The organism is Roseobacter sinensis, from assembly GCF_025755255.1.
Taxonomy (GTDB): domain Bacteria; phylum Pseudomonadota; class Alphaproteobacteria; order Rhodobacterales; family Rhodobacteraceae; genus Roseobacter; species Roseobacter sinensis.
This window is the reverse complement of record NZ_JALIEB010000008.1, coordinates 44,390-59,228: the sequence shown is the minus strand read 5'-3', so window position 1 is coordinate 59,228 and position 14,839 is coordinate 44,390. Positions and strand designations below refer to the sequence as shown.

Genomic DNA, 14,839 nt, shown 5'->3' with positions numbered 1-14,839 from the left:
ACCGGACTGGTTGGTCTCCACCCCGCACGGCTATTCAGCGTCTTTGACCGCCAACTCTCGCCGCCCAAGGAATGAAGGCTTTGTGACCCCACCGGGCGCCGCGCACCGACGTGATACCGACGTGATACCGACGCGATACCGATGCGGCACCGACGGTGGCCCAAGGCCCACCGGACCTGCCAGCCCTGAGGTTCGGCGGGCTTCAGGCCGCCGCTCGGGAAGACCATCATGACCCGCGAGCGTCTTTATCTCTACGACACCACGTTGCGCGATGGGCAGCAGACCCAAGGCGTGCAGTTCTCCACCGAGGAAAAGCGCGCCATCGCAGAGGCGCTCGATACGCTCGGCGTCGACTACATCGAAGGTGGCTGGCCGGGGGCCAATCCCACCGACAGCGCATTCTTCGAGGCGGCCCCCAAAACCCACGCCACCATGACGGCCTTTGGCATGACCAAACGGGCTGGGATGTCCGCCGAGAACGATGACGTGCTCGCCGCCGTGCTCAACGCGGGCACCTCCGCCGTCTGCCTCGTCGGCAAGACTCATGACTTTCACGTGCGCGCAGCCCTGGGCATCTCGCTGGCGGAAAACACTGAAAACATTTCGAAATCCGTCGCCCACCTCAAGGCGCAGAGCCGCGAGGCGCTGTTCGACGCGGAACACTTCTTCGATGGCTACCGCGCCAATCCGGACTACGCGCTGGAGGCCGTGACGGCCGCCTATGACGCCGGCGCCCGCTGGGTCGTGCTCTGTGACACCAACGGGGGCACGTTGCCCGATGAGGTCGGACGCATCACCGCCGAGGTCATCGCGTCCGGCATCCCCGGCGACTGCCTCGGCATCCACACCCACAACGACACGGAAAACGCGGTGGCCTGCACCCTCGCCGCCGTGGACGCGGGCGCGCGGCAGATCCAGGGCACGCTCAATGGCCTGGGCGAACGCTGCGGCAATGCGAACCTCACCGCGCTCATCCCGATCCTGCTGCTCAAAGACCCCTACGCCAGCCGCTTCGAGATCGGCGTGACGCGAGACGCGCTCAAGGGCCTCACACGCACCAGCCGCATGCTTGACGAGATCCTCAACCGGGTGCCCTTCCGGCAAGCGGCCTTCGTGGGCTCCTCGGCCTTTGCGCATAAAGCGGGGCTGCATGCCTCCGCCATCCTCAAGGACCCAACCACATACGAGCACATCGACCCCGCGGATGTCGGCAACGCCCGTATCATCCCCATGTCGAACCAGGCTGGGCAATCGAACCTGCGCAAACGGCTGGGCGATGCCGGCTTGACGGTCAAAAAGGGCGACCCGGCCCTTGGCCTGATCCTCGACCGGATCAAGGCGCGCGAGGCGGAAGGCTATTCCTACGATACGGCGCAGGCGAGTTTTGAGCTCTTGGCCCGCGACGCACTTGGTCAGATGCCCGACCTCTTCGAGGTCAAGCGCTACCGCGTGACGGTCGAGCGGCGCAAGAACAAGTACAATCAGATGATCAGCCTGTCTGAAGCGGTTGTGGTCGTGAAAGTGGGCGGCGAAAAGAAACTTTCGGTCTCGGAGTCAATGGATGAGAGCGGCTCGGATCGTGGACCGGTGAACGCGCTGGCGAAGGCGCTCGCCAAGGACCTCGGCCCCTATCAGGAGATCATTGACGACATGCGCCTTGTCGACTTCAAGGTTCGGATCACTCAAGGCGGCACCGAGGCGGTCACGCGCGTGATCATCGACAGCGAGGACGGGCAGGGGCGGCGCTGGTCCACCGTGGGGGTTTCGCCCAACATAGTCGATGCCTCCTTCGAGGCGCTGCTTGATGCCATCCGCTGGAAGATCCTGCGCGATGCGAAAGCCGCTGCATGACGGCTGATTGGGAGGCCTTCTTCACCCTGCACCGGGATTTGCCGCGAGAAGGGCCGGGCGAGCCCTCCGATGTCGCCTGGGCCGCGGCCACGGCAGCCACGCCGGCAACCGCGCGCATCTGCGACGCCGCCTGTGGCCCGGGCGCGGATCTTGCCGCGTTGCACGCGGCCGCTCCACAGGGCCATGTGACGGCGCTCGACAAGCACCCGCAGTTCGTGGATCAGGCCCGCGCGCTGCATCGTCAAGACCCGGCGATGACTCTGCACGTCGGCGACATGGCCGAGATCACCGGCCCCTATGACCTGATCTGGTGCGCAGGTGCCCTCTACTTCCTGGGGATCGCCGACGGGCTGAAGACCTGGCGCAGTGCGCTTGCGCCGGGGGGCGCCGTCGCCTTCTCCGAGCCCTGCTGGTTCACCGACGACCGCGCGCAAGAGGCCGCTGACTTCTGGGCCGGCGAATACCCCGCCATGACGGACGCGGCCGGTATCGATGCGCAGGTGCGGGCAGCAGGCTACCGCACGCTGGGCACCCGCAAGCTGTCGGACAGCGCGTGGGAGGCTTACTACGGCCCGCTTGAGCGTCGAGTTGCCAGCCTTTCGCCCGGTGACACGCCGCAGATGCAACAGGTGCTGGACGACGCGCGCCGCGAAGCCCAGATCTGGCGTACCTACCGCGACAGCTTCGGCTACCTGCTCAGCGTCGTTGTTCCGGATGACGTTTGACGCCGATCTCAACGCCTGCGCTGCCCTCGTGCGGCAGGGCGACCCGGATCGCTTCGCCGCCACCATGGCGAGCCCGGTCGACGCCCGAGGCATTCTCTTCCCGCTCTACGCCTTCAACGTCGAGGTTTCGCGTGCACCCTGGGTTACGCAGGAGCCGCTGATCGCCGAGATGCGCCTGCAATGGTGGCGCGACGCGCTGGACGAGATTGCCGGGGGCCGCGCGCCACGGCGCCACGAGGTCGTGACCCCGCTTGCGGACATCCTCACGCCGGATCAGGCGCGCGGGCTCGATGCTCTGATCGATGCGCGGCGCTGGGACATCGGATCGGATCCCTTCGATGACGAAGCGAGTCTCTGGACTTACCTCGATGCCACAACCGGCACCCTGCTCTGGACCGCGGCCGCCGCGCTTGGTGCACCCGCCGAAGAACAGGCCAGGCTACGCCAGATCGCCCGGGCCGTGGCGCTCGCCAACTGGCTGTCCGCCCTGCCGGAGTTGGAGGCCCGCGGAAAACGCCCCATGCACGACGGGCGGCCCGAGACGCTCGCGGCTCTTGCCAAGGGCGCGCTCAAGGACCTTGCCGCACAGCGTGGCCTCAGCCCCGCATCCCGGCTTGCGCTGCTGTCGGGCTGGCGCGCCCGCGGCATCCTGAAAACGGTCGCCCGGCAGCCGCAACGGGTCGCGCGCGGCGATCTCGTCACCCCTCAGATCGGACGCAGCCTCAGTCTGATCCGCGCGCGCATCTTGGGCAAAATCTGAATTCTTCTGGCCAGAAATATCCCGGGTGAGCCGCGGCAGCGGCGAGGGCAGCGCCCTCAGACGACCTGCGGTTTCGGCCGCATCACCAGCCAGATCAGCGCACAGCCCGCGAGCACCAGGAATGGGATCATCGCGATATTCACCGCGGCCCAGCCGTCTTCCGCAGAGCCGCCCGAGCAGTTCATCAACCCGCCCGAGGCCAGCGAGGCGAGCGTCACCCCGCCAAAGACCAGAAGATCGTTCACCCCCTGCATGCGCCCGCGCTCATGCGGCTCATGCGCGCCCGCCAGCATCGTCGTGGCGCCGATGAAGCCGAAGTTCCAGCCGAGGCCCAGCAGGATGAGTGCGACAAAGAAATGCCCCAGCTCCACGCCCGACAGCGCCACGGCCCCCGCGGCCCCGAGGATCAGGAGCCCCAGCCCCATGATCCGCTCGACCCCGAACTTCACGATCAGATGCCCGGTGAAGAACGAGGGCGCAAACATCGCCAGCACGTGGCCGGTGACCACATTGGAGGCATCCGCTACGGCAAAGCCGCAGCCCACGACGGCCAGGGGCGTCGAGGTCATCACCAGGTTCATCAGCGCGTAGGACACCATCGCGCAGATCACCGCCACGGCGATGCGCGGCGTCTTCAGGAGCTCCGCGACCGAGCGCCCGCGCGGCGACTCTTCAGTGGGCTTCGGCGGCGTCGGAATGTCGAGAAACGCAAAGAGCAGCATCCCCAGCACGTTCAGCGCCATCGCCGCCATATAGACCGGGAAGAACCGCATCACGGTCGCATCCGGGTTGGTGCTGGTCAGATACCCTACCAGCTGTGGCCCGATGATCGCCGACAAGAGCCCGCCTGCCATCACATAGGAGATTGCCTTGGGCCGAAAGGCATCCGATGCGGTGTCGGCGGCGGCAAATCGGAAAAAGCCCTGGCTCGACATATAGATGCCGGTCAGATAGCTGCCGACGAGGAAGATCCAGAAATTCGACAGCGTCAGCGCAAATGCGCAAATCGCCGCTCCGACCAGCCCGCCGAGCGCACCTACGATGAAGCCTGCGCGTCGTCCGAACCGCTGCATCAGGCTCGAGAGCCACGGCGCCGTGGTCATCGAGCCGAAGACGATCATCGAGATCGGCAGCGTCGCCAGACAGGCGTTCACCGCCATCTGCTGCCCCGCAAGCCCGCCGATCACGAAGATCATCGTGATCTGGCTGCCGAGGAAGGCCTGCGCCATCACGAGCACCATCACGTTGCGCTTGGCGCGGCTGTCATCGGGGGTCATCATGGGCATTGAGTATTGCTCTGGGCAGGCCGGGGCAAGCCCTCTTGCGTCGTCTGTCTCGTGGCCTAAAGTCGCGGCATGGGTGGCACCGGCACAATTCTCGTGATGGCAGGCGCGCGCGAGGCGCATGGGATCGTCGCCCGGCTGCTCGGACGCGGGCGCGATGTCATCGCAAGCCTGCCGGAGCCCGAACGCAGCTTTGGCCCGCTGCCGGTGCCAACGCGGATCGGCGCCTTCCCGCACCAGATGGCGTTCGACGCGTGGATGGCGCGCAAGAACGTTGTCTCGGTCATCGATGCCAGCCATGCCTTTGACGCGGACGTCTCGCATATGGCCGCCCTGATCTGCCGCGCACGGGACCTCAGGTACCTGCGGGTTCTGCGTCCGCCCTGGCGCGCATCGCGGCTCGATGTCTGGACCGCCTATCGCAGCGTGCGGCGCGCGGCCGAGGATATGCCGGAGGGCGCGCGGGTCTTCAGCAACACGGGCCGCGCCACCCAGGGCGCCTTCGAAGGCTTCCGCGGCGAGGCACTGTTTCTGCGTCAGACCCGGCCGCAGACCGAGCCGCCGCCGTTCGAGTTCCTCACCTATGTGGAAGGCACACCGCCATTCTCGCAGGGCGATGAAGAGGCGCTGTTTCGCGAATTGCGGATCAACCGGCTGATCTGCCGCAACGTGGGTGGCAGCGCCAGCATTTCCAAGCTGCTTGCGGCGCGGCGCCTTGAATTGCCGGTCGCGATGATCGAACGGCCCGCGCCACCGCCGTCGGCAACCGTGGTCGAGACTGTGGTCGATGCACTGGCCTGGGAAGCAAGCTTGTGAGCGTGGGGCGGCTCGTCGAGACCGAGGATGACGTCGCAGAAGGGGCCGCCTGGCTTGCGGCGCAGGATCCGCGGCTGGCCGCGGCGCTCACGGCTTGCGGGCCGCTGCCGCTGCGCCGCAAGCCCGACGGCTTTGCCGAACTGCTCAGCGCCATCGTAAGCCAGCAGGTCAGCGTCGCCTCCGCTCGCGCCCTCTGGTCGAACCTGGAGGAGGCGCAGGTGATCACGCCTGAGGCGGTGCTGCGCCAAAGCCCGGAGGCGCTGCGCGCCCTCGGCCTCAGCCGCCAGAAGGCGCGTTATGCCCATGCGCTTGCGGCGGCGGGGATAGACTACGACGCCCTGCGCCGCGCCCCCGACAGCGAGGTGATCGAGACGCTCACGGCAGTGACCGGTATCGGTGTCTGGACGGCCGAGATCTATGCCATGTTTTCCCTGGGCCGCGCCGATGTCTTTGCCCCGGGCGATCTTGCGCTTCAGGAGGCCGCGCGCGCGATCTACGCGCTGCCGGAGCGACCGACCGAACGCGCGCTGCGCGAGATGTCGCTGGCCTGGTCGCCCTGGCGTGCGGTTGCGGCGCGGCTGTTCTTTACCTACTACCGGCACATCAAGCAGAGGGACGGGATCACATGACACGGGTACTCAACGCAGGTCGACGCGATCCGGCCTCAGGCGACACGCGCTCGGTCGTCGTCTTTCTGCACGGTTACGGCGCGAACGGTGCCGACCTTCTGGGCCTCGCCGACCCGCTGGCCGAGCACCTGCCCGATACGCTCTTTGTCGCCCCCGATGCGCCCGAAGCCTGCGCCGGGGCGCCGATGGGGTTCCAGTGGTTTCCGATCCCCTGGATCGACGGATCGTCGGAGGAGGAGTCCATGCGCGGCATGATGCAGGCGGTCGACGACCTCAACGCCTTCCTCGACGCGCTGATGGTGGACGAGGATGTGCTGCCCGAACAGGTGGTGCTCTTCGGCTTTTCCCAGGGCACGATGATGGCGCTGCATGTGGCGCCGCGCCGCGAGGATGCCGTGGCCGGCATCGTCGCCTTCTCGGGCCGGTTGCTGAGCCCCGACACCCTCGCCGACGAGGTGGTGGTGCGCCCGCCGGTGCTGCTGGTGCATGGCGATGCCGATGACGTGGTGCCGCCGCAGTCGCTGCCGCAAGCCGCCGAGGCGCTCCAGGCCGCGGGCTGGCAGGATGTCTATGCGCATATCATGAAGGGGACAGGCCACGGCATCGCGCCCGATGGCCTCTCCGTGGCGTTGGCCTTCATGCGCGACAAGCTGGGGCTCTGAGCGAGGGCAGGGCGGTCAGACCGCGATCTCTGCTGCCATACCTGCGCGCACCAGCACCGCAAGATGGTTGCGCGCCGCCTGCGCGGTCAGCCCGCTGATCGTTTGCTTTGCCGCAAGCGTCGTCAGCCCGTGAACGGACGCCCAGAGCAGCGTCAGCCGCATCGCCTCGGGCCCGTCCGTCTCGGTCACGCCTGCTGCCCCGCGCAGCATCGCCAGAAGCGTGTCCTGCACCGCGAAAATCCGCCCGTCGGGGGGCGTCTGAACCGGGTAGTCGAAGAGCGCGCGCCAGCGTTGCGGCTGGGTGACGGCGAAATCGAAATAGGCCTCCGCCATTGCGATCAGCCGTGCTTCCAGCCCCGGTGGTGCCTGCTCCAGCGCCTCCGTCAGGACCCCCTGCAAGAGCTTCGCCGAGCGCAGGTTCACTTCGCGCACAACACCGTCGATATGTCCGAAGGCATTATAGAGCGCACCCACGGAACAGCCCGTCGCCTTCGCCAGACCGCGGGCGGAGAGGGCTTCGTAGCCCTGCTCCAGCAACAGACGCTCGGCCACTTCGCCACCTTTGCGGCGGATCTCGGCCAGATTGCGATCCCGGCGTGACGTAACGTTCTTTTCCTCCATTACGTGAACATGGTTCACAGAATTGACTTTGTCAAATATGAACAATGTTCATGAACGATGTTTTCAGTATTTGATAGAGGAGGGTCCACCATGCCGCGATTTGCAACCCCCCGGGCCTTCGCCCGCGATGTCCGAGAGCAGGGCCTCGCCTATCTGCGCCACCAGCCGGGCGGGCGCTGTGCCTCGCCGGGCCAGTGGGGCACGGCCGCGTTCTGGACCACGGCGTTCGGTCTGTCGGTCGCGCTTCTGCTCAGCACGACAGGCCCGCCGGGCTTTCTTTGGTGCGCTTTGGCTGGTCTTTTCGCCTTCTTCATGCTGGCCACGCTCTGCCATGACGCCGCGCATGGATCGCTGTCGCGGCACGCGGGCGTCAATCGGACGGTACTCACGCTTGGCTTCGGGCTCTTCGGCGTCTCGGGCGCGCTGTGGCGCTGGCGTCACATCCGGCTGCATCACATGTTCCCGAACGTCGAAGGCACCGACATCGACGGCGAAGGTTCGCTGCTGATCCGAGTCGCGCCCTATGGGCCCTGGCGCGTCTGGCATCGCGCGCAGGCCCTCTATGCGCCGCTTCTCTATGCGCTTTTGATGGCACATCTGGCCTGGATCGAAGACTGGAAGAACCGCGCGATGGCTCGCCGGATGGCGCCAGAGCTCTTCGCCACCCGGGCTGCGACCATCGAGTTCCTTTTGGTCAAGCTGCTGCATGCGGCCCTGGCGCTGGGTCTGCCTTGGCTGGTGCTGCAGCCGCCGCTCTGGGCGCTGGTGCTCGGCTATCTGATCTACACCGGGGTAGCCTCTGTCCTCTTCATCGTGATCGTCGCGGGCTCGCACCTGAGCGAGGAGGCGGAGTTCGTCTCGCCGCAAGACGGTCAGATCGCCCATGACTGGGCTGCGCACCAGCTGCGCACTTGCCTCGATTGGGCGCCACAGAGCCGGGCCGCCGCGCTCTTCTCCAGCGGATCAAACGCGCACACCGCGCATCACCTCTTTCCGCAGGTGGCCCATTGCCACAACGCAGCGCTGAGCGAAATCGTCTCGGATGCGGCGGCGCGGCACGGTCTCACCCACAACATCACCAGTTTTGCAGGGCTCATCCTTTCTCATGTCCAGCACCTGCACGCGCTTGGGCGCTGCCCGGCGTTGCCCGATCCTCAAACCAAGGAGACACACCCATGAGATCCCTTCCATCCCATATCCGTTGCATCGGCCTGATCGCCGGGCTTGCAATCACCCTCACCGCCTGCACCGCACCCTGGGGTGGCGGCGGGCCGCCTGTCCCGGTGCAGCCGAAGCTTGCGGGTGCGAAGGGGCTCGATGTCTACGCGGGGCTGCCCGCCGACACCCGCCCACGGTTCAGAGGCACCCGCTCCACGGAGGTCACAGCCTATCACAACGGCAGGGCGGTGCCGGACGCGGAATGCCAGATCAGCAACGACGCCTTCGGTCTGCGGTTCAAGAGCCTTCAGGTTCTCGACCTGCCCGACTATGGCCGCGCGTCACCGCCGGCAACCGTGACCTGCCGCAAGGGCGATCTTGGCGGCGAGGCGCGGCTGGAGGTCGTGAATGTGTCTGCGGAACTGCGCCAGCGCCGCTCGGGTCGCGGTGCACTGCCCGGCGCGCCGATGATCACACTTCGCGTTCCGCTCGGCCGTGATGACCGCCCTGACGATATCTGGGTCTATCCGCAAAAGGTGCGTGTACACTTGAGCTAGGTCTGGGCCGCCTTGCGGTAGGCGCCGGGGCTCTGCCCCATGACCCGGTTGAACTCGGCATAGAAGTTCGACCGGGTCAGAAACCCTGCAGCCTCGCCCACCGCGCCGACCGGGTCGCTGCTCTCCCGCAACAGCTGCGCGGCCTCGGCGACGCGAAACGCGTTGATGAATTGCGAGACATTCTTGTCCCGGGCCCGATTGACCGCTTCCGAGAGCGCCCGGTCCGTCACGCCCAACCGCCGCGCGAGCCGAGTGAGCGAGAGTTGCGGATCCACGAAGAGGCGGCTCTCCAGCAGGAATTTCTCGGCCCGATCTGCAAGCTGTGTATCCGCATGGCTGCGGTGGCTTTGCACCGCGTCTGCGGGACCCGTGCGCAGGCTGAAAACCGCGGCGACGGCCAGCACCGCGATCAGCAAGAGGCTCGCGAGCGACAGCAGCCAGCCCACATTCGCGCCTTCGTTGCGCGCAAAATCCACCGCGATCAGCGTGTCCATGATCAGCGTGATGCCGAGGAGCCCGGCGCCGACGAGGATCATCCGGCGCATGAAGCCGACGCGCGCGAGGCTGAGCTGCGACAGCCGGTCCGGCCCGCCGCGCCAGAGCCGGAGCAGCAGCACCGCATAGACCGCATAGCTGAGCCCGATCAGCAGATCGAGTGCGACGCGGACGGGCGGCACCGCCGCCACAAGCGCAGTCATCATCGCGGCGACGCCCAGATGCAGCGTCATCGCCCTCCGCAAACGCCCGACCCGGTCCGACAGTGCCAGGAACCCGAGGGCCAGCAACGGCCCGATCCAGAAGGGCAGCAGCCGCTGGATCACCAGTACGCCTTCGACCTGATAGGCGAAGCGCAAAGCCACGAGCAGCGTTTCTACCATGATCAGCCCGGCCAGCAGCGCAAAGAGGGCCTTGGCCCTGGTGGTCAACCATGGGCGCGTCAGCACCAGCGAGCCGAAGATTGCGGCCAGAGCGGTCAGAAACAGGGGCAAGGGGACGGAAATCACCGCGCGGTCTGTCCTCGATTGCGTCTCAGCTGTCCTGAAACGGCATTCAGGACAGCCAAGCCATTGCCCGAAAACGGCTCTTTGCTCAAGTCAGGACCATCGCAAACACACCCATGAGGTTCGACATGACCACTCCCCTTCGCCAAATCTGCCTCTCCGCCATGATCGCGATTGGCTTCGCTCTGCCCGGAGATGCGGGCGAGTTCGCCCCTGCCGTGGCCGAATTCGAGGCCGAACATCCCGATATGGCGCGCAGCCTGTCGGGGCACATCTGGTATCCGTCAGAGGCCGACGGCGCCGAAGCCCTGCTGCGCGGCAGCGCGGTCTGGCGCGACATCACCGGCCATCTGGACGCGCGGATCGCCCCCGGGGTCTTTCCGGTCGTCCTGATATCGCACGGGATGTACGGCAATTCGATGAACCAGGCCTGGCTTGCCAAACGTCTGGCCGCCAAGGGGATCATTGCGATCCAGCCGAACCATCCCGGCACCACCAGCTTTGGCCGCGATCCGGATCAGGCCCGCCAGCTCTGGCTGCGCGCGACCGACCTCAGCGTGGCGCTCGACGCAGCACTTGCGGACCCGCGCTTTGCCGACCACATCGACCCGACGCGCGTTGCGGCTGCGGGGCATTCGCTGGGTGGTCACACGGTGATGGCCGCCGCCGGCGCACGCCATGACGTGGCCGGTTTCGCGACCAGATGCGCAGACACGCCCGAGCGCCCGGACTGCGCGGCGCTGGCCATGTGGAATGTGGGCGCTGATCCGGCGGATCACGACGCGCTGCAGAGCGACCGGTCCGATCCGCGGATCCGTACGGTGATCGCGCTCGATCTCGGCGGGGCGCAGACCTTCGCGCCCGACAGCCTCGCAGCCATCGACATCCCGGTGCTGGTGCTTGGGGCGGGACGCGGCGACATGCTCGACCAAGAGATCGAGTCCCGCGCGCTGGCCGCGGCACTGCCAGACAGGATGGTCTCGCATATCGAGGTCGAGGATGCAGGGCATTTCGACTATATGGGCCTCTGCACGGAGACCGGCTATGAGGTGCTCAAGCGCGAAGAGCCGGGCGACGAGATCGTCTGCGTGAAGGGGCAGGCGGAGCGGCAGGCCCAGCACGAGCGCATCTTTGAGTTGATCGTGACCCATCTGACTGCAACCAGAGTGCTGCCGACCCCCTGACACCGTCCGCCGGCCCGCAAAACCGGGCCGGCGGCCTTGTGGATAACTGTCACGCGACCGTTACGGAATCATCTTAACCGTTCTGCGACATCTTGTGGTCATGCTGGGGCTTGTCAGCTTATGGCCACGATATATAGTCATAAAAAGACTCGTGCGCTGGTGGCGCGGCAGGCGCGAAAGGCAGAGGCAAATCGGCAAGGGGTGTGCCTGACCATGGACGGCGATTTCAGAACGGACTTCACGCGCAATCCGGCGAGTTTGCGACACCGACCCGCCTTGGTTCTGAACGCGGACTACCGGCCGCTGAGTTATTACCCGCTGTCGCTCTGGCCCTGGCAGGAGGCGGTCAAGGCGGCCTGGCTCGACAGGGTGGACATCGTGGCCGAGTACGACGATATCGTCCGAAGCCCAAGTACCGAAATCAGGATCCCGTCGGTCGTCGTCCTGAAAGACTATGTGAAACCTCAAAAGCGCGTGGCCTTCACGCGCTTTAATTTATTCTTGCGGGACGAATTCCGCTGCCAGTACTGCGGCGCCCGCGGTGAGCTGACATTCGATCACGTGGTGCCGCGCTCGGCCGGAGGGGTGACAAGCTGGCAGAATGTGGTGGCCGCCTGTTCGCCTTGCAATCTGAAAAAGGGCTCCAAACCGCTGCATCGCACGGGGCTCTCCTTGCGCAAACCGCCGCGTCAGCCCGGCGCGGAAGAGCTGCGCAACATGGGCCGGAAATTCCCGCCCAACCACCTGCATGAAAGCTGGATGGACTTCCTCTATTGGGATGCCGAGCTCGAGGCCTGAGCCTGCCAGACCCGGCCCCTGCCTCCCGCGAGCGTTGAAATTTTTGAAAGGCCATGCTAGAAGGCTGATGCGACGGGCATTTTTCGCTCGACGCATTTTTTGTTTTTGAAGTTATTTTAATTATCTATTTCAAGGAGATGCATTGTGTCAGGTAGGCATCATGGGCTGTCTCGGCTCGACCAACTCACTAAAATCTGTCTGCAAGGTGGGGGGCCGTCGAAGCCTTTCGCCCAAACCCTGGGCCGCCTCATGCCGCCCAATCCGGTGCAGATCAAGAACATCACCCATGCCGATGTGATCCAGGCCTTGCATGACCTCTCCGAGACCATGCGCGCCACCCACAACGAAGACGGTCACGCCGATGCGGGCATGACCTTCCTCGGCCAGTTCGTCGATCACGACGTCACATTGGATGCCACCTCGGCGCTCGGCACCCGGATCGATCCGGCGACCATCCCGAATGTGCGTACACCCAGCCTGGATCTCGACTGCGTCTATGGCGCCGGCCCCGAAGCCTCGCCGCATCTCTATGGTGCCGGCGAGCAGGACCACATGCTGATGTTCGGACGCCACGACAACCCGCTGGATCTGGCGCGCACCTGCGCTGGCAAGGCGCTGATCGGCGACCCGCGCAACGATGAGAACGTGATCGTCGCGCAGGTGCAGGGCATCTTCATCGAGCTGCACAACATCCTGATGAGCAAGCGTGTCGAGGGCGGCGATGCGGCGAAGGACATCGAGGCCTGCGCCCATGACGGGATCGCCAAGCAAGTCTGGCACGATCACGTGGCGCCGAAGCTGACGAACTTCGAGGAGGTGCGGCGCTTCATCCGGCTGCACTATCAGTGGATCGTCTGGAACGAGATGCTACCCGCCTTCGTCGATCAGGCCCGCCTCGATCACGCGATGCAGCACCACCTCTTCGGCTGGGATGCACCGGTGATGCCGGTGGAGTTCACCGGCGCCTGCTACCGCTTTGGCCATGCGACCACGCAGCACGAATATGCGCTGAAGCACGGCGAGGCGGCGAAAGGTCTCTTTGCGACCGTCGGCTTCGGGCCGCGTCCCACGGATGCCAATATGGACATGGATCTCTTCTTCGAGATGTCCGGCGGCAATCCGGTGCAGAAAGCGCGCCCGGTGGGTCCGGGCCTCGGCTCGCCGCTCTTCGAGCTGCCATTTGTCAACAGCACCATCGAATTGGCAGAGATCGAGCATACGATGACGGTTGAACAGTCGCGCAACCTCGCTCTGCGCAACATGGTGCGCGACCGCTACACCTATCAGCTCGCCAGCGGCCAGCAGGCGGCGGCGCGCCTGGGCATCGACAAGCACTTGCATGTGCCCGACGTGCTCAAGGCCAAGGGCATCACCAAGACGCCGCTGTGGTTCTACGCCCTGCAGGAGGCGAAAGAGCATGGCGGCGGCAAGCTGACCGGGGTCGGCGGCACCATCGTGGCAGCGGTCTTCGCCAATCTGCTCAAGCGCGATTCCACGACGTATCTGCACATCCCGCACTTCAAGCCCTGGGGCGGGTTCGGCGGGCAGCCCTCCTGCATGGCGGGCATCGTCGCTTATGTGGAGAAACACCGCGGCCACATCAAAGATCCCAAATCGCTGATGTGCGGCTGAGGCCACCCCCGGCCCGGCGTGCAGATGCACGCCCGGCCCAGGGGCGGAGGCACGCTGCGGCAGGCGATGTCCGGGTTGTCGATCGTGGTTAACGCGCAATGAATGGGCGGGCGGTCTTTCGGGCCGCCCGTTAACCTTTTGAGGCAACGTCCGGTTGTGTCACGATTGCTTAAGGATTTACCGGAACCCGTCACCGTCCCGGCCGGGTCGGCGTCCGCACCGGCGCGACATCTACGTGACTTCGATCTTCGATTTGGCCGCCGATGCGGCCTTCGCTTAGCAGTTCGGGGGATGTCGCTTGACGGCAAGAGCGGCCTCGATCAGGCCGCCAGATCGACCCAGACCGGCACGTGATCCGACGGCTTGTCCCGTCCGCGAACATCCTTGTCGATCATGCAGCCCTGCAACATATCCGCCACCTGCGGGCAGAGCAGCAGGTGATCGATCCGGATGCCCAGATTTCGGTTCCACGCTCCGGCCTGGTAATCCCAGAAGCTGTAGTGGCCGGGTCCTTGTGTCCGCGCCCGGAACGCATCGGTCAGCCCGAGGTTGATCAGCGCCCGGAAGGCGGCGCGGCTCTCGAGGCGAAATAGCGCGTCCTCGCGCCAGCTGTCAGGGTTGGCGGCATCTTCCGCCTGCGGGATGATGTTGTAGTCTCCGGCCATCAAAAACGGGGTTTCTTCGGCCAAAAGGGTCTCTGCGCGTCGTTTCAGCCGCTCCATCCAGGACAGCTTGTAGTCGTATTTCGGTCCCGGCACCGGGTTGCCGTTCGGCAGATAGAGCCCGCAGATCCGCAGCGCATGGCTGTCTCCGACCACCGTGGCCTCGATATAGCGGGCCTGGTCATCCTCGGGGTCGCCGGGCAGGCCGCGTGTCACATCTTCCAGCGCCAGTTTCGACAGGATCGCAACCCCGTTGAAGCTCTTTTGCCCATGGGTCTCCACATTGTAGCCGCGCTCCTCGAAGAGTTCCGACGGGAAGGCGTCGTCGACCGACTTGATCTCCTGCAGCAGCACCACATCCGGCTGCGCCTCATCCAGCCAGTCGGGCAGCGCGGCGATGCGCGCCTTGATGCCATTGATGTTGAATGTTGCGACTTTCATCCCACGCGCTCCGACAGTCTGTGGTCAAGCTATCGCGCAGCCAGCCTGCGAGAGCAAGG

General features: G+C 65.7%; 15 protein-coding genes. 11 read left to right on the top strand and 4 right to left on the bottom strand.

The window, feature by feature from the left end; all coding sequences use genetic code 11:
* Positions 1 to 228: 228 nt before the first annotated feature.
* Genes cimA through MUB52_RS13125 form a run of 3 tightly spaced genes read left to right on the top strand, consistent with a single transcriptional unit; the run spans position 229 to position 3,336 of the window.
* On the top strand, positions 229 to 1,851 hold the full coding sequence (gene cimA, locus MUB52_RS13135) for a citramalate synthase (RefSeq protein ID WP_263844686.1): 1,623 nt from the start codon (positions 229 to 231) through the stop codon (positions 1,849 to 1,851).
* Complete coding sequence (locus MUB52_RS13130) at positions 1,848 to 2,576, top strand: class I SAM-dependent methyltransferase (RefSeq protein ID WP_263844685.1); 729 nt, start codon at positions 1,848 to 1,850, stop codon at positions 2,574 to 2,576. Before cimA ends, MUB52_RS13130 begins: the two co-directional genes overlap by 4 nt.
* Positions 2,566 to 3,336: a squalene/phytoene synthase family protein gene (locus MUB52_RS13125; RefSeq protein ID WP_263844684.1), complete on the top strand. Its 771-nt coding sequence runs from the start codon at positions 2,566 to 2,568 to the stop codon at positions 3,334 to 3,336. Before MUB52_RS13130 ends, MUB52_RS13125 begins: the two co-directional genes overlap by 11 nt.
* 56 nt (positions 3,337 to 3,392) lie before the next feature.
* Here MUB52_RS13125 and MUB52_RS13120 read toward each other — a convergent pair whose 3' ends face one another.
* A complete protein-coding gene (locus MUB52_RS13120; protein WP_263844824.1) occupies positions 3,393 to 4,616 on the bottom strand; it encodes an MFS transporter in 1,224 nt (407 codons plus the stop codon).
* 75 nt (positions 4,617 to 4,691) lie between these two features.
* Here MUB52_RS13120 and MUB52_RS13115 point away from each other — a divergent pair, with 75 nt between their 5' ends.
* The 3 genes from MUB52_RS13115 to MUB52_RS13105 are packed head-to-tail and all read left to right on the top strand — an operon-like array spanning position 4,692 to position 6,726.
* Entirely contained in the window at positions 4,692 to 5,435 is a 744-nt protein-coding gene (locus MUB52_RS13115; protein ID WP_263844683.1) for a precorrin-6A/cobalt-precorrin-6A reductase, read from the top strand.
* Entirely contained in the window at positions 5,432 to 6,064 is a 633-nt protein-coding gene (locus MUB52_RS13110; RefSeq protein WP_263844682.1) for a DNA-3-methyladenine glycosylase family protein, read from the top strand. Before MUB52_RS13115 ends, MUB52_RS13110 begins: the two co-directional genes overlap by 4 nt.
* Positions 6,061 to 6,726: an alpha/beta hydrolase gene (locus MUB52_RS13105; protein WP_263844681.1), complete on the top strand. Its 666-nt coding sequence runs from the start codon at positions 6,061 to 6,063 to the stop codon at positions 6,724 to 6,726. Before MUB52_RS13110 ends, MUB52_RS13105 begins: the two co-directional genes overlap by 4 nt.
* A 15-nt stretch (positions 6,727 to 6,741) precedes the next feature.
* On the opposite strand, the gene MUB52_RS13100 is transcribed toward MUB52_RS13105, so the two are convergent.
* Positions 6,742 to 7,347: a TetR/AcrR family transcriptional regulator gene (locus tag MUB52_RS13100; protein ID WP_263844680.1), complete on the bottom strand. Its 606-nt coding sequence runs from the start codon at positions 7,345 to 7,347 to the stop codon at positions 6,742 to 6,744.
* 90 nt (positions 7,348 to 7,437) lie between these two features.
* Between MUB52_RS13100 and MUB52_RS13095 the strand changes: the two genes are divergently transcribed.
* Together MUB52_RS13095 and MUB52_RS13090 are read left to right on the top strand one after the other, a co-directional pair.
* Positions 7,438 to 8,526, top strand: a complete 1,089-nt coding sequence (locus MUB52_RS13095; protein ID WP_263844679.1) for a fatty acid desaturase family protein — start codon at positions 7,438 to 7,440, stop codon at positions 8,524 to 8,526.
* Positions 8,523 to 9,062 carry a hypothetical protein gene (locus MUB52_RS13090; RefSeq protein ID WP_263844678.1) on the top strand — a complete coding sequence of 180 codons (540 nt, stop codon included), beginning with the start codon at positions 8,523 to 8,525 and terminating at the stop codon, positions 9,060 to 9,062. The genes MUB52_RS13095 and MUB52_RS13090 overlap by 4 nt, the downstream gene beginning before the upstream one ends.
* On the opposite strand, the gene MUB52_RS13085 is transcribed toward MUB52_RS13090, so the two are convergent.
* Positions 9,059 to 10,066 carry a helix-turn-helix domain-containing protein gene (locus MUB52_RS13085; RefSeq protein WP_263844677.1) on the bottom strand — a complete coding sequence of 336 codons (1,008 nt, stop codon included), beginning with the start codon at positions 10,064 to 10,066 and terminating at the stop codon, positions 9,059 to 9,061. The genes MUB52_RS13090 and MUB52_RS13085 overlap by 4 nt on opposite strands.
* 125 nt (positions 10,067 to 10,191) lie before the next feature.
* On the opposite strand from MUB52_RS13085, the gene MUB52_RS13080 reads away from it, so the two are divergent.
* The 3 genes from MUB52_RS13080 (at position 10,192) to MUB52_RS13070 (ending at position 13,677) form a co-directional block, all read left to right on the top strand.
* On the top strand, positions 10,192 to 11,247 hold the full coding sequence (locus tag MUB52_RS13080) for an alpha/beta hydrolase family protein (RefSeq protein ID WP_263844676.1): 1,056 nt from the start codon (positions 10,192 to 10,194) through the stop codon (positions 11,245 to 11,247).
* Positions 11,248 to 11,460: 213 nt separating this feature from the next.
* On the top strand, positions 11,461 to 12,045 hold the full coding sequence (locus tag MUB52_RS13075) for an HNH endonuclease (RefSeq protein WP_263844675.1): 585 nt from the start codon (positions 11,461 to 11,463) through the stop codon (positions 12,043 to 12,045).
* Positions 12,046 to 12,294: 249 nt separating this feature from the next.
* Positions 12,295 to 13,677, top strand: coding sequence for a peroxidase family protein (locus tag MUB52_RS13070; RefSeq protein WP_263844674.1), 1,383 nt, complete (start codon positions 12,295 to 12,297; stop codon positions 13,675 to 13,677).
* A gap of 320 nt (positions 13,678 to 13,997) precedes the next feature.
* Here MUB52_RS13070 and xth read toward each other — a convergent pair whose 3' ends face one another.
* Positions 13,998 to 14,780 carry an exodeoxyribonuclease III gene (gene xth, locus MUB52_RS13065; protein ID WP_263844673.1) on the bottom strand — a complete coding sequence of 261 codons (783 nt, stop codon included), beginning with the start codon at positions 14,778 to 14,780 and terminating at the stop codon, positions 13,998 to 14,000.
* Positions 14,781 to 14,839: the final 59 nt, after the last annotated feature.

What these genes read in the sequence shown, in the direction of transcription:
- cimA (WP_263844686.1), top strand. Translation starts at nt 229, where the DNA reads ATGACCCGCGAGCGTCTTTATCTCTACGACACCACGTTGCGCGATGGG.
- MUB52_RS13130 (WP_263844685.1), top strand. Translation starts at nt 1,848, where the DNA reads ATGACGGCTGATTGGGAGGCCTTCTTCACCCTGCACCGGGATTTGCCG.
- MUB52_RS13125 (WP_263844684.1), top strand. Translation starts at nt 2,566, where the DNA reads ATGACGTTTGACGCCGATCTCAACGCCTGCGCTGCCCTCGTGCGGCAG.
- MUB52_RS13120 (WP_263844824.1), bottom strand. Translation starts at nt 4,616, where the DNA reads ATGATGACCCCCGATGACAGCCGCGCCAAGCGCAACGTGATGGTGCTC.
- MUB52_RS13115 (WP_263844683.1), top strand. Translation starts at nt 4,692, where the DNA reads ATGGGTGGCACCGGCACAATTCTCGTGATGGCAGGCGCGCGCGAGGCG.
- MUB52_RS13105 (WP_263844681.1), top strand. Translation starts at nt 6,061, where the DNA reads ATGACACGGGTACTCAACGCAGGTCGACGCGATCCGGCCTCAGGCGAC.
- MUB52_RS13100 (WP_263844680.1), bottom strand. Translation starts at nt 7,347, where the DNA reads ATGGAGGAAAAGAACGTTACGTCACGCCGGGATCGCAATCTGGCCGAG.
- MUB52_RS13095 (WP_263844679.1), top strand. Translation starts at nt 7,438, where the DNA reads ATGCCGCGATTTGCAACCCCCCGGGCCTTCGCCCGCGATGTCCGAGAG.
- MUB52_RS13090 (WP_263844678.1), top strand. Translation starts at nt 8,523, where the DNA reads ATGAGATCCCTTCCATCCCATATCCGTTGCATCGGCCTGATCGCCGGG.
- MUB52_RS13080 (WP_263844676.1), top strand. Translation starts at nt 10,192, where the DNA reads ATGACCACTCCCCTTCGCCAAATCTGCCTCTCCGCCATGATCGCGATT.
- MUB52_RS13075 (WP_263844675.1), top strand. Translation starts at nt 11,461, where the DNA reads ATGGACGGCGATTTCAGAACGGACTTCACGCGCAATCCGGCGAGTTTG.
- MUB52_RS13070 (WP_263844674.1), top strand. Translation starts at nt 12,295, where the DNA reads ATGCCGCCCAATCCGGTGCAGATCAAGAACATCACCCATGCCGATGTG.
- xth (WP_263844673.1), bottom strand. Translation starts at nt 14,780, where the DNA reads ATGAAAGTCGCAACATTCAACATCAATGGCATCAAGGCGCGCATCGCC.